13 protein-coding genes are annotated in these 13,134 nt (G+C 63.9%); 7 read left to right on the top strand and 6 right to left on the bottom strand.

Annotation, left to right across the window (positions count from 1 at the left end; all coding sequences use genetic code 11):
- Window positions 1–51 precede the first annotated feature (51 nt).
- Both ACNFG0_RS21405 and ACNFG0_RS21400 read right to left on the bottom strand, forming a co-directional pair.
- Window positions 52–2,469 (bottom strand): glucose/quinate/shikimate family membrane-bound PQQ-dependent dehydrogenase, encoded by a 2,418-nt coding sequence (locus ACNFG0_RS21405; protein WP_416766290.1) that lies wholly within the window; start codon window positions 2,467–2,469, stop codon window positions 52–54.
- 204 nt (window positions 2,470–2,673) lie between these two features.
- On the bottom strand, window positions 2,674–3,267 hold the full coding sequence (locus ACNFG0_RS21400; RefSeq protein WP_196156590.1) for a TetR/AcrR family transcriptional regulator: 594 nt from the start codon (window positions 3,265–3,267) through the stop codon (window positions 2,674–2,676).
- A 103-nt stretch (window positions 3,268–3,370) separates the two neighbouring features.
- Here ACNFG0_RS21400 and ACNFG0_RS21395 point away from each other — a divergent pair, with 103 nt between their 5' ends.
- A complete protein-coding gene (locus tag ACNFG0_RS21395) occupies window positions 3,371–4,771 on the top strand; it encodes an MATE family efflux transporter (protein WP_416766288.1) in 1,401 nt (466 codons plus the stop codon).
- Here the strand turns inward: ACNFG0_RS21395 and ACNFG0_RS21390 are convergent.
- Both ACNFG0_RS21390 and ACNFG0_RS21385 read right to left on the bottom strand, forming a co-directional pair.
- A complete protein-coding gene (locus ACNFG0_RS21390; RefSeq protein ID WP_416766287.1) occupies window positions 4,736–6,079 on the bottom strand; it encodes a hypothetical protein in 1,344 nt (447 codons plus the stop codon). The genes ACNFG0_RS21395 and ACNFG0_RS21390 overlap by 36 nt on opposite strands.
- Window positions 6,080–6,245: 166 nt before the next feature.
- Window positions 6,246–6,857: a LysE family translocator gene (locus tag ACNFG0_RS21385; RefSeq protein ID WP_416766286.1), complete on the bottom strand. Its 612-nt coding sequence runs from the start codon at window positions 6,855–6,857 to the stop codon at window positions 6,246–6,248.
- Window positions 6,858–6,959: 102 nt separating this feature from the next.
- Between ACNFG0_RS21385 and ACNFG0_RS21380 the strand changes: the two genes are divergently transcribed.
- A complete protein-coding gene (locus ACNFG0_RS21380) occupies window positions 6,960–7,946 on the top strand; it encodes a GlxA family transcriptional regulator (RefSeq protein WP_196156587.1) in 987 nt (328 codons plus the stop codon).
- Window positions 7,947–7,999: 53 nt separating this feature from the next.
- Here the strand turns inward: ACNFG0_RS21380 and ACNFG0_RS21375 are convergent, their stop codons facing one another.
- Complete coding sequence (locus ACNFG0_RS21375; protein ID WP_196145328.1) at window positions 8,000–8,860, bottom strand: CAP domain-containing protein; 861 nt, start codon at window positions 8,858–8,860, stop codon at window positions 8,000–8,002.
- Window positions 8,861–9,091: 231 nt separating this feature from the next.
- Here ACNFG0_RS21375 and ACNFG0_RS21370 point away from each other — a divergent pair, with 231 nt between their 5' ends.
- Window positions 9,092–9,496 carry a hypothetical protein gene (locus tag ACNFG0_RS21370; RefSeq protein ID WP_196145329.1) on the top strand — a complete coding sequence of 135 codons (405 nt, stop codon included), beginning with the start codon at window positions 9,092–9,094 and terminating at the stop codon, window positions 9,494–9,496.
- Between the two features lie 3 nt (window positions 9,497–9,499).
- On the opposite strand, the gene ACNFG0_RS21365 is transcribed toward ACNFG0_RS21370, so the two are convergent.
- A complete protein-coding gene (locus tag ACNFG0_RS21365; protein WP_196156594.1) occupies window positions 9,500–10,117 on the bottom strand; it encodes a LysE family transporter in 618 nt (205 codons plus the stop codon).
- A gap of 151 nt (window positions 10,118–10,268) precedes the next feature.
- On the opposite strand from ACNFG0_RS21365, the gene ACNFG0_RS21360 reads away from it, so the two are divergent.
- The 4 genes from ACNFG0_RS21360 (at window position 10,269) to ACNFG0_RS21345 (ending at window position 12,941) form a co-directional block, all read left to right on the top strand.
- A complete protein-coding gene (locus ACNFG0_RS21360; RefSeq protein ID WP_084856942.1) occupies window positions 10,269–10,490 on the top strand; it encodes an MbtH family protein in 222 nt (73 codons plus the stop codon).
- Between the two features lie 10 nt (window positions 10,491–10,500).
- Window positions 10,501–11,220, top strand: a complete 720-nt coding sequence (locus ACNFG0_RS21355) for a thioesterase II family protein (protein ID WP_416766283.1) — start codon at window positions 10,501–10,503, stop codon at window positions 11,218–11,220.
- 84 nt (window positions 11,221–11,304) lie between these two features.
- The gene (locus ACNFG0_RS21350; protein ID WP_196166765.1) at window positions 11,305–11,856 is read left to right on the top strand and encodes a hydrolase; all 552 of its coding nucleotides are present in this window, start codon (window positions 11,305–11,307) and stop codon (window positions 11,854–11,856) included.
- 5 nt (window positions 11,857–11,861) lie between these two features.
- Entirely contained in the window at window positions 11,862–12,941 is a 1,080-nt protein-coding gene (locus tag ACNFG0_RS21345; RefSeq protein WP_416766281.1) for a DUF1615 domain-containing protein, read from the top strand.
- Window positions 12,942–13,134 lie beyond the last annotated feature (193 nt).

Genomic DNA, 13,134 nt, shown 5'->3' with positions numbered 1-13,134 from the left:
CCCGCGCCCAGAAGGGCCTGCCAAGGCTTGCCCCGCGATGGGCGACGGGTTTTATGGCAAGGCGTAGGCCATCACATAATCGCCACGGTCAGTGGACTGGCGCGCACCGCCGGCGGTGACCACCACGTACTGCTTGCCGGTCTTGGGCGAGACGTAGGTCATCGGACCGCCCTGGCTGCCGACTGGCAGACGGGCCTTCCAGATCTCACTGCCATTGCTGCTGTCATAGGCACGCAGGTAGAAGTCCTGGGTGCCGGCGATGAACACTAGGCCACCTTGGGTCGACAGGGTGCCGCCGAGAGTCGGCAGGCCGATCTTGATCGGCAGATGCATGCGAATGCCCAAGGGGCCGGTGTCTTCGACGGTGCCCACCGGTACCTGCCAGGCGATTTGGCGGCTCTTCATGTCGATGGCGGTCAGGGTGCCGAACGGTGGCGCCTGGCACGGAATACCGGCCACCGACAGGAAGCGGTTCTTGTTCACGGCATAGGGGGTGCCCTTGAGCGGTACGGCGCCCATGCCGGTATTCAGCGCTTCACCACCGGAGGCAGCCTGGCCCTTGTTCTGCGACGGGATCATCTGGATCCACAGGCCCAGGCGCATGTCGTTGACGAAAATGAAGCCGTGCACCGGGTCGGTGGAGATGCTGCCCCAGTTCATGCCGCCCAGCGAGCCTGGGAAGCTCAGCGACAGGTCGGTGCCCGGCGCGGTGTACAGGCCGTCGTAGCGCATCTTCTTGAAGTCGATGCGGCACAGCAGTTGGTCATACGGGGTAGCACCCCACATGTCCGATTCGGTCAGTGTCTGCGCGCCGATCTGCGGCATGCCCACCGACTTCGGTTGGGTTGGCGAATACGGTTCGTTCGGAATGTTACTTGGCTTGACCGGTACTTCGTCGACTTGGGTCAGCGGCTTGCCGGTGGCACGGTCGAGCACGTAGATCTGCCCGGCCTTGGTGCCGATCACCACTGCAGGTACCGACTGGCCGTCATCCTTGGTGAAGTCGATCAGGCTCGGCTGCATCGGCAGGTCGAAGTCCCACAGGTCGTTGTGCACGGTCTGGAACACCCACTTCTGGTTGCCGGTGGTGGCGTCCAGGGCAAGCACCGAAGCGCCATAGGTGTGGTCCAGCTTGCTGCGTTCAACGCCGTAGATATCGGTGGACGACGAGCCCATCGGCAGGAACACGGTATTCATCGCCGGGTCGTAGGACATCGGTGCCCAGCTGTTCGGGGTGCTGCGCACGTAGGTGCTGTCGCCCTGCGGGGCCTGGCGGTCTTCCGGGTTGCCTGGGTCGAAGGCCCAGCGCATTTCACCGGTGATCACGTCGAAACCTCGGATCACGCCGCCTGGCATGTCGGTCTGGACGTTGTCGGCGACACGGCCGCCGACCACCACGGTGGTGCCGGCCATCAGCGGGGCCGAGGAGAGCTGGTAATACGAGTCCGGGACATCGCCCAGGCCAGCCTTGAGGTCGACCTGCCCGTTGTTGCCGAAGCCTTGGCAGAACGCACCGGTGTCGGCGTCGACTGCGATCAGGCGGCCATCGATGGTGTTGGTCAGCAAGCGGCGTTGGCAATTGGCACCGGCCGGTACGCTGGCGGCGACGATCGGCGAGCTGTGGGGCTGGGTCGGTTGGGCCAGCGGCGCAGTCGCGTCGAAGTAGGCCATGCCGCGGCAACGCTGCCAGACCTTGGACTGGGCGTTGATCTCGTTCTTCCAGATTTCCTTGCCGGTGTCGGCATCCAGCGCGATGAGGTTGTTGTGCGGGGTGCAGATGAACACCTTGTCGCCTACCTGCAACGGGGTCAGTTGATCTTCGGCACCATTGCCGTCGCTGAGCGCCACGTCGCCGGTGCGGTAGGTCCAGGCGACCTGGAGCTTGTCGACGTTGTCACGGTTGATCTGGTCCAGGGCAGCGAAGCGGCTGCCGCCTTCGGTATTGCCATAGTGGGCCCAGTCTTTCTGTGCCTTGGCCGGTTCGACCGGCGTCAGGCCCGGCCCTTTGCCGGTCGGGGCAACGCTTGGGTGGGCAACGAACATGTTGCCGGCGGCAACCGCCAAGGCTACGGCCAGGACGCCTGCCACGCCATAGGCGCCACGGCCGGCGCAGCCACCACTGGCACGCACCAGCATCGGGTACACCAGCGCCACCACCAGGCCAATGGCCGAGAACATGAACAGCCGCGAGAACAACGGCCAGAAGACCAGGCCGGCGTCCATCACGGCCCAGATCGCGGTGCCGACCAGAAACGCGGCGAACAGCCAGGCGCCAGCAGACTTGCGTCGGGCGATGAGCACGCCTGAGATGGCCATGGCCAAGCCACCGACCAGGAAGTACCAGGAACCTCCCAGGCCGGCGAGCTTGATGCCGCCAGCGACCAGGAGCAGGCCGAGCAGGGCGATGATCACGCCCAGGCCGACCAGGATGAAGTTTGAGGCGCCGGAGGCGCGAGGTGTTTGTGTCATTGCCAAGGATCTCGCAGGTGGGACTGTGTGCAGTTTAGGCCCTTAGCAAGCTAATTAACAAGTTGGTACACAATTTTTCGAGGCGGATTGTCGCAGGCAGGGAACTCGCTAGAAGGCTAGGAAAAGCTTAGATCATGTCAGTGAAAGCGCAGAAAATTCAGGGATCTTGGGCCTTTATCGACTTCGCTGGAGTAGCGGCGAGCGTCAACGACGCAGCCCCTCCATCAAGCATTTCAGCGCGCCCTTGATCCGTTCTGCCGCGTCTTTGGGATCATCTTGGGCGATGACCCACATTCCGCTGTCGCCCATGGCGCCATTGATCAAATGGGCCATGGCCACGGGATCGAAGTCGCGCAGTACGCCTGCCTGCTGCAACGCCACCAACCCTTCGATCATGGGGCCGATGTAACTCTGCTCCTCAAGCTCGCGCAGACGCGGGCCGAGTACCGCCGGCGCGTCCTGCAGGAGGATGCGGCGAAGGGCCGGGTCGTGCAGCAGGTCGTAGTAGTGCAGGCAGGTATCGAGGTAGCCCTCCCACGGATCGCTGTGGGTGGCGAAGCGTGCATCCAGTGCTTGGTTGATCTCGTCGAGCAAGTGGGTCACCACTGCGGTGAACAAGCCGGCCTTGCCACCGAAATGATGGTGGAGGGCGCCACGGGTAAGGTCGGCTTCGGCACACAAATCGTCCATGACCACGGCGGCGAAGCCCTTTTCGGCGAAGTGGCGACGGGCAACGGCAATGAGGCGTTCGGTGGTGTCTGCACGCATGGCGGCGCGGCTGCGGCGTGGTGTGGGCATCGGATAATTCCAGGGCAATACGAGGGTTCGAAATTAACATACGTTGCGTATGTCATTAAGTGGTATTAGCATACGCGGCGTATGTAAATTGAGGTTCGTTTCAATGTCCGTTTCCCTCGCGTGCCGCAGGACCACCTGGCTGGCGGAGCTACCGGCCTTGCTGCGCCTGGCCTTGCCTTTGGTGCTGGGCCTTTCTGCCAGCGAATTGATCAGCCTGACCGATACCCTCATGCTGGCTTCGCTGGGGACCGTGGTGCTCGCCTGCGTGTCGCTCACGGCCAGCGCGGGTTTGATCTTCCATGCCGGTCTTTACGGCATGTTGGCGACGCTGAGCGTACGCGTGGGGCACGCCTTCGGTGCAGGCGATACCCATGCCGTGGCCCGGACGTTGCGCGCGGGCCTAGGCTATGGGCTGCTGCTCGGCATCCTGGGCTGCCTGGCGATGATCGCGATCCTGCCGGTGCTGGAATGGGCCGGTGTACCGCTTCCGGCGATGCACCTGCTCGAACCCTATTGGCAGGCGATGGCGGTGTTTCTGATTCCGTTCTGCCTGGCGGTGGTGTTCAAGGATGTACTGGAAGCCATCGGCCGACCCTGGGTGGCGGTGATGGTGGTGATGAGTGCGGTGCTGTTCAACATTCCCTTGAGCTATGGCTTGATCCATGGTCGTTTCGGCTTGCCCGCCCTGGGCTTGATGGGGGCAGGTATCGCCAGCGTGCTGGCCGAAGGCCTGGCTGTGCTGCTGGCTCTGACCTATTGGCGCCTGGCGCCGTCGTTGGCTGTCTATCGGTGTGCCGCGCCCGGAAAGCGACTGGCCTGGCGCACGCTGTTGGGTGAAGGCTGGCCGCTGGGCCTGGGTTACCTGGCCGAAGCCGGTGCGGTGGTGGTCGCCGCCTGGATGCTGGGCTGGCTGGGCACCGCGGCACTGGCGGCCAACCAAGTGGTACAGTCGATCGGCGGGTTGTTGTACATGTTGCCGCTGGGTATGGCCGCTGCGGTGAGCATTCGTATCAGCCAGGCCCAGGGGCGCGGGGAGGCCTTGCGGATCAGCGCCATCGGCAGTGCCACATTCATCAGCGTGACAGCTTGGATGGCCGCCAGTACCGTGCTGTTGGCGCTGTTCGGCCGACGGATCGCCGAGGCCATGAGCGACGACCCGCAGGTTATCGCCATTGCCGTGCCGATGTTCGTGGTGGTGGCGGCCATGCAGGTTGCCGATGGTCTGCAATCTACGGCACTGGGCGCCTTGCGTGGCCTGCAGGATTACCGTTGGCCGGTGGGGGTGACCCTGGTCAGCTATTGGCTGCTGGCGTTGCCGTTGAGCTATGGCTTGGCCTTTCATTCGCCGTTGGGTGCGGAGGGGGTCTGGGTCGGCTTTGCCGCTGGCCTGGCCGTGGCTGCGGTATTGCTGCCACGGCGCTTTTACCGCCTGCAATCGCAGGCCGCCTCTGGGGTGGCCTGCGCGAGGTCAGTCGATGGTCAGGTTGTCGAGCACAATGCGTGAGCCATCCTCCATGTTGCTCATCAAGCGAATCACTGCAGGGGGCGTAACGGTCATGGTGTGGCGCCCGAAGTGCATAGGTCCTACCGCTTCGGAGTCCACCAGCACCGTCTCATGGCCGTCGAGTTCGGTGACGCTGCAATAGCTGTTGCAACCCCAGGAAAACTCAACCGTTCGCGTGCCAGTATCGTTGCCGTTCGGGTCCACAGGGAAATCCAGCAGGTTGTCTACGACCAGGTATTTACCGGTGATCAGGGAGGTACCGAGGTTCGTATCCTGAATCTCGATGAATTCGGAGGCGCTGGCACTGAAGCCCATGCCGCCTGAAACCAGGTCTGCGGGTTGTCCGGTGGGCATGTCTTCGAAATCCACTTCCAAGCGAGGTGCAGTCAGGCCTACCGCCTGATCAGTCTCGAGGAAGCTGATGACGGTGGTTGCGTGTCGGTCCTGTGGGAATGCCAAGCGTATGAGTGGCAGTGTCTGACCGTACTGTTCGAAATAGCGCGCCTGGTCGATGCGTGCCTTTGCTCTGGATTCCAGGTTTCGCGCCGGATAGAAGAACGAATGCAACGGGAGTTGGGCGCCATCGCCGGTTCGCCAGGTGGAAAGCATCAGCTCGTCGAAGGTTTCCCAGGCAAGCCCTGTCAGGCCCTGGTGCGCGTCGATGGATGACTTGAACCAGGCGGCGGTGGCTTCGCGTCCTTCGCGAATGTCCCAGCCACAAACCTTGTTGGTGGTCGCAGTCCTGGAATATTTGCTCAACCAGTCGGACGCGGTGTGGATGTTGAGGTTCTGGCAGGTATCGGTCAGCTCGGGTACCTCCGCCATCGGGCCGCAGCCTTGCAGGTCGGGGCGTTGCCAAGTGTTGGCGTTGATCGGGAACGAGCAGAGCACTTTGATGTTGTCGAGCCTGCCCGGCGGAGTGGCGTGGCCGGGGTAGAAGATGAAGCCGTTCCAATTTTCCCAGGTCCTGGCGAATGTATGGTCGCGCCTTAGCCAAGAGAAGGACACGCCGCCCAATGCGATAGCCCCGGGGCTTGGGTCCCACGGCAGGAAATCCGGGTTGGTATCGGTTGCCCGTAGCATCAGGCCGCTGCACAAGTGCGCGGGTTTGTCCGGGCCGCCGCAGTTATCGGGCGTTGCGTTGAACCAGGCATTCAATTCGCTGGCGGCCTTGGCGCCCCGTTGGCTCAGGTCCTCCATAGGCGCTTCGGCGAATGCTGGCTGGCGGGTGGGGCCGAGTGGGGTGTTGGCGGCGTGTAACGGGCTGCTAAGGGCCAGCCCGCCAAGGATATAGACCAGAGGGCGCATCGTGAGGTCTCGTCAGTTTCTAGGGCCGGTTGAAGATCAACCGCGTCGGAGCCCAGTGTCGAGCGCGTGTCTTGCCAACGCTACAGCCATTACCTGACGATGCCCGACTATGTAGCTGAAAGCCCTGTAGCTAAAAGCTGATGATGTGGCCACCCTGTCGTTTGGCTCAGCGCCCCAACGGCAAGGCCAGACCGATGAGTGCGAACAAGGCCCCGCAGCTGCGGTTGAAGCCACGCCCACCCTTGGCCAGCCAGGGGCGGATGCGAAAGGCCAGGCGTGCCAGCAGGTATTCGACGAAGAATTCCACGCTGGCGAACGTCGCGGCCATGATCACGAACTGCATCGCCAGGCCGCGCTGGGGGTCGATGAATTGCGGCAGGAATGCGCCGTAGAACAGCAGTACCTTGGGGTTGGCCATGGCCGACAGGAAGCCTTGGCGGAACAAGCTACCGTTGCCCAGGTTGGTGGCGCCTTCGGCCAGTTCCAGGCGCATTGCCGGGCTGCGCCAGAGTTGAATGCCCAGCCACAGCAGGTAGGCCCCACCGACCCACTTGAGTATCTGCAACAACGCGGCCGAGGTGTGGAGCAAGGCGCTCAGGCCGAACATGGCCAGGGCGATCAGGGCACTGAAGCCGAACACACCACCTACGATGGTGAACAACGTGCGACGGGCGCCGTAGAGCGCGCCATGGCTCAGGGCCAGCAGGCTATTCGGACCGGGGGTCAACGACAGGCCGATGCTGGCCAGCAAATAGAGAAGCCAGGTATCCAATGCCATGAACAGTGCCTTTGGCTAAAGAAAGGGCGCCAGTCTAGGGCACGAAGCGCTGTTTGGAGGGTAATATTCGGACATTCTATGGAGGTTTCTGGACACGCTTTAATGACCCCCGATGTTCGCCTGTTGATCCTTCCCTTGCCCGAATTTGCTCTGTTGCCGTTCGGCGCGTTCCTCGACAAGCTGCGCTTCAGCGCCGACGATGAGGATTACAGCCGCCAGCGTTATTGCAGCTGGGCATTGCTGGGCTTGGATGCGCAGCCCGTGCCTTCAAGCAGCGGTGCGGTGGTTCAGGTGGACGTTACCGCCGAGCAAGCAGACTTCAAAGGTTATGAATACCTGGTCTTGTTCGGCGGACGCAGCGCCGCTGCAACGGCCGCCCTGGCGCCGCGTTACCGGGCACTGCTCAAGCGTGCCGTGCGAGCCGGAGTGAAGCTGGTAGGTATTGATAACGCGGCGTTCCTACTGGCCGCCTGCGGCCTGCTCGATGGCCACAAGGTGGTGGTGCATTGGCGGCACGAGGCCGAGTTTCGTGCCTCGTTCCCCCATCTGCAGGTGCAGCGCGAGCAGCTGTACTGTTTCGATGGTACGCGTATCAGCTGTGCCGGGGGCACCGCGGCCATCGACCTGGCGGTAGAGCTGTTGTCACGGGCCTGTGGCCGGGCCCGGGCGCTCAAGGGGTTGGCCGACATGCTGGTGGACGAGACCCGCGACAGCCGCCATGCACTGCGCTCCCTGGAAGCCGGGGCAGGGCAGGGACGTCAGGTCCAGCGTGCCACCGCGCTGATGCGTCATCACCTGGCGGCGGCGCTGTCGGTCGAACAGCTGGCAGCCGAGCTGGGCATCAGTCGCCGCCAGTTGGACCGCCAGTTCCTGGCCAGCCACGGCATGAGTGCCAAGGCCTGGTGGCAGGAAATGCGACTGCAGCAGGCGCGCTGGCGCTTGGTCAATTCAAGCCATAGCCTGGCGCAGATCGCCGATGAAGTGGGTCTCGGGGATGCCAGCTACCTGGGCAAATGCGTGCGGCGGCGGTTTGGTTGTACGGCGTTGGCGTTGCGAGAGGGTGCGCCGCAGCAGCTGCGGGGCCAGTGAGATCGCGCGCCGCGCGGGCGGCGCGCCTACAGGCTTCATAATGTCCGCAAAAGTCATTGCGGCGAGGCGAACACACCGGTCCAGTAGATCCCGGCATCGCTCTTCGGGTCCACGGCATAGGCCGCACCCAATTCGCGAAAATCAGGGTTCATCACGATGGCGCAATGGCCGGGGCTTGCCAGCCAGCCATCGACCACCTTGCGCGGTGTATCGCGCCCGGCGGCGATGGTTTCACCGATCTGTTGGTACAGGTAGCCCGCAAGCTCCGCGCGGTCGCCTGGGGTGCGGCCGTCGCGGTCCAGGTGGTCGAAGAAGTTCTGGTTGGCCATCGCTCGGGTATGGTTGGCGGCAACCCCTGCGAGGGTGGTGTTCCAGCCTAACGCCGGCGCTGCTGCGAAGGGTTGGCCGCCACACTGGCGCGGTACCTTGCGTGCGGCATTGATTTCCTGCAGCAGCTTCTGGCCTTCGGCCTGCCAGTCGCCCAAGCGCCCGCTGAGCAGCGGACGGGCCAGGACGATACGCCAGTCGCGGCCCTCCTGGCTGACTCCGATATCGACGAACTGCGGGTCGAGCACCACTTGGCAGAAGCTTTCTTCGATGGCGTGCATCGCGGCCTGGGCATCGCGCGGGCCGGACAGGCTGATGGCTTGTACGTTGACCATCGGGTAGGCGGCGCGGGTCATGGCTTGTTGCAAGTCACGGGTGCCTTCGGGCGACAAGGCCAGGCGAGTGTCGCTGTTGAGGGGAGGCAACTCCAGCGAAGCCTCGCCGCCGCAACGCTGGGCCTGGCTGCGGTAGGCGTTGATCGACTCGATCAGTTGCCCTTCTTCGCCACTGAAGGCCAGGGCATTGGCGCACGCCATCAGACCCAGCGACAGGACGGCAAGACGGGCAACGGATGACAGGACGCGCATGAAGATCTCCCTATGAACTGGCAGCGCCTAGGTTGCGCTGCTCATCCTACACAAGCGCAGGGCTTTTGGCCCCGCCTTGTGCATTGCGAATAACGGCCGGCAATCGATTGCAACTCGGCAAAAGAGGGGGTAGACCACCGCCTGCCGGAAAAGTGCGGCACGTCATTGGCGTTTTCATCCAGGCGATCCCTGCCCCATGAACTTGGACAGGGAAAGATCTATGCTTGCTCAATGACCACCACCGAGTTTCCCCTTCGCCAACCCTGCCCGCCGGGCGCCTGCGATTGCGGGCGCGAACGGCTGCACGAAGGGCCGCCCCAGGCGCAACGTATCCTGTTGCTGACCCGGCAGGAGGAAAAACGCTTGCTTGAGCGCCTGGAGAATCTCAAGGACCTGGAAGACCTGCAGCGCCTGCAGGTGCGCTTGTATGAGCAACTGGGCATCCGCGTGCATATCGCTCCGGGCTACAACGAGGTGCGCACCATGCGTGGCATCGTCATCGAACTGGACGAGCAGCCGGGGCTGTGCCGCAAGACGCGTCAGTCGATCCCTGCTGCCATTCGTCGTGGGCTGGAGCGCAACCCGCAGGTTGCCTTCCGCCTGCTCGATGCCCACGACCTGTTGCGTGACGCCTGAGCTTCAGCGCATCGCCGCCAGCTTGATGCCGAACCCGACCAGGCAGGCGCCCGCCAGGCGCTCGAGCAGGTTGCTGACGCGTGGGTTGGCGCGCATGCGCTCGGCCAGGTGGTGGGTCAGCACCACCGCAACCAGGCCATAGAGAAAGGTCAGCGCCGCCACGGTCACCGCCATGAAGGCGAAGGTGACCACGCCCTGGTGGCGTACCGGGTCGACGAACAGTGGAAAGAACGCCATGTAGAACATGATCGCCTTGGGGTTGAGCAAGGTGATCATCATCGTCTGGCGCAGGTAATGCCCATTGGCCATGCGACTTTCCCGCGGGGCTGCGCCAGGCTTGCTCAACACCATGCGTAGGCCAAGCCAGGCCAGGTACGCCGCACCGGCCCATTGCACCACATGGAAAGCGGCAGGGTAGGCGGCCAGCAGCGTGGCGACTCCGGCCACCGCCAACCACATCAGCACCTGGTCGCCCAGGATCACCCCACAGGTCGCGGCCAGGCCTGCCTTGATACCGCCTTTGCCGGTGGCCGTGATCAGTGCGAAGTTGCCAGGCCCTGGGATGGCCAACAGGATAAGGAAGGCAATGACGAATGCGCCGTAGTCGGTTACGCCGAGCATGAGAAAACGCTCCATGAAGGGAAGCTCGATATATGCCACCATCGGCGCCGCTTGCAAAGTCAGGCGATTAATTTTTCCCGCTCGCCCTTCGTTTGATGGGAAGCCGCCCTGCGCGCCGCGCACCGGCTTTCATCATTCAAGGAGACAGGCAATGACGTCCGTATTCGACCGCGACGATATCGTGTTCCAGGTAGTGGTCAACCACGAAGAGCAGTATTCCATCTGGCCGGACTACAAGGCCATTCCCAACGGCTGGCGCGCGGTGGGCAAGAGCGGTTTCAAGCAGGAATGCCTGGCCTATATCGATGAAGTCTGGACCGACATGCGCCCGCTGAGCCTGCGTCAGAAAATGGCGCAAGCCCAGGCGCAATGAGGCGTTGGCGGTGACCGTAGTGAACCTGTTGTGCCTGCCTTATTCCGGCGCCAGCGCCATGGTGTACAGCCGCTGGCGCCGCAAGGTGCCGGCCTGGCTGCGGGTGTGCCCGGTGGAGCTGCCCGGGCGTGGTGCGCGTCTGGGTGAGCCGCTGCAGACTGACATGCAGGCCCTGGCCCGGCAGCTGGCCGCCGAACAGCGTTTGCACGCCAATATGCCTTATGCCTTGCTCGGCCATAGCCTAGGCGCGTTGCTGGCCTTCGAGCTCGCCCATGAACTGCAGGCGCTGGGCTGCCCACCGCCGCTGGCGCTGTTCGCCTGTGGCACCGCGGCGCCGACCCGTCGGGAAGACTATGACGCCGGCCAATGGCGCGAGCCCAAGCCCGATCACGTCCTGATCGCAGAGCTGCGTGACTTGCAGGGCACCCCGGAGGAGGTGCTGGCCAACCAGGAACTGATGAACCTGACCTTGCCGGTGCTGCGCGCCGACTTCCTGCTATGTGGCCGATACGCCTACCGCTGCCGCCCTTTGCTACGCTGTCCGTTGCATGTGCTCGGCGGCGAGGACGACCGGGCCAGCCAAGAGCAGTTGCTGGCCTGGCGCCAGGAGACGGTGGGCGATTTTTCCCTGGAGGTATTCCCCGGCGGGCATTTCTTCATCCACGAGCATGAAGACCGTGTATTGGCGGTGCTGGCCAGCACCCTCGGTGCCCATCGGCGTTGTGCATGATTGACGCCACCCCCTTGCCTCGGCCAGCCTAGTAGCCTTCGTGGCCTACGGCAGGCCGCTACTTTCCCAGGCAAGGGGCAGTCAATGCTGATCGATCCTCACAAGGCCACGCTGCTGGTCGTCGATATCCAGGAAAAACTCATAGGCGCCATGAGCGACTCCGAAGGCACTCGGGCGCGAGCCCATTGGCTATTGGCGGCGACCGCCGAGCTGGAAGTGCCCACGGTGATCTCCGAGCAGTACCCCAAGGGCCTCGGGCACACCCTGGCCGAGTTGCTGGCAGCGGCGCCGGCAGCCGAAGTAGTGGAGAAGCAGCATTTTTCCTGCGTGGCCGCGCAGTGCTTGCCGGCCAGCCTGATGGCGCGTGAGCAAGTGATCGTCTGCGGTATGGAGACTCACGTCTGCGTATTGCAGACCGTGCTCGGCCTGTTGGCCTTGGGCAAGCAGGTGTTCGTGGTCGAGGATGTCTGCGACAGCCGTACCCCGGCCAGCAAGGCGGCCGGTCTGGCGCGTATGCGCGATGCCGGGGCCTGTGTGGTCACGCGTGAGATGGTGCTGTTCGAATTGATGGGCAGCGCCGCCCACCCCTTGTTCCGTCATATCAGCAAGACTTACCTGGTGGGCGAGCAGCCTTGAAGGGAATGATCGACTGGCGGCTGGCCTGCGGGCTGGCCATCCTCGTGCTGCTGCAAGGCTGCGCTACCTCGCCGCAAGCGCCCGAGGTCGACCCGGCCAAGGTCCAGGCCCAAGTCAAGCGCCTGCTGCCGGCCTCGACCCGGGACCGAGACGGTTGGGCACGAGACATCCAGGTCGCGTTCACCGCCCAGCGCATCGCCCCCAGCAAGAGCAACCTGTGCGCTGTGTTGGCCGTCACCGAGCAGGAGTCGACGTTCAACGCAGACCCCCAGGTGCCGAACCTGGGCCGCATCGCCCGGGAGGAGATCGACCGCCGCGCCGCGCGCCTGCACATTCCCAAGCTGCTGGTCGATGGCGCGTTGAAGACGCCATCGCCCAATGGCCAGACCTACCAGCAACGGTTGCTGGCCGTGCGCAGCGAGAAGCAACTGAGCGGCCTGTTCGACGACTTCATATCGGGCCTACCCCTGGGGCGGACGCTGCTCGGTGGGCTCAACCCGGTGCGCACGGGCGGGCCGATGCAGGTGAGCATCGATTTCGCCGAGCGCAATGCCAGGGACTACCCCTACAACCACCAGGGGACGATCCGTCAGGAAGTGTTCACCCGCCGCGGTGGGATGTACTTCGGCATTGCCCACCTGCTGGGCTACCCCAGCCATTATCAACGCCAGATATATCGCTTCGCCGACTTCAATGCCGGCTGGTACGCCAGCCGCAATGCCGCGTTCCAGGCAGCCCTGAGCCGTGCGACCGGGGAGCGGCTGGCGCTCGATGGCGATTTGATCGCGCCAGGCTCGATCATGCCCGGCAGCACCGAACGGGCCGCACGCAAGCTTGGGGTCAAGCTTGGATTGCGCAACACGCAGATCCGCAGCCAGCTGGAGAAGGGCGATAGCCTCGCGTTCGAGGACACCGAGCTGTACGAAGGCGTGTTCGCCCTCGCCGATGCCGCGGCCGGCAAGCCCGTGCCGCGGGCCGTGTTGCCGGGGATCGAGCTCAAGAGCCCGAAGATTACCCGCAAGCTGACCACTGCATGGTTTGCGGGCAGGGTGGACGAGCGCTACCAGCGCTGCATGAAGCGTTGATGGGGCTTTTGGGGGAGCAGCGGCGGTATGGCAAGGGCTTCGCCCTTGATCGCGGGGCAAGTCGGACCGCCGCACCGCCGCACACAGAGGGTCAGCACTGGCCGTTTGTTCTGTGCTCGACAGCGCAGCCCAAAGGGCTGGGTGACCTCCCGCAACAAGCGTACACAGGGCCTGTGGGAGCGGGCTTGCCCCG

The organism is Pseudomonas sp. NY15372, from assembly GCF_048068215.1.
GTDB lineage: Bacteria > Pseudomonadota > Gammaproteobacteria > Pseudomonadales > Pseudomonadaceae > Aquipseudomonas > Aquipseudomonas guariconensis_A.
The sequence above is the reverse complement of the archived record's forward strand: the minus strand, read 5'-3'. Positions and strand labels throughout refer to the sequence as shown.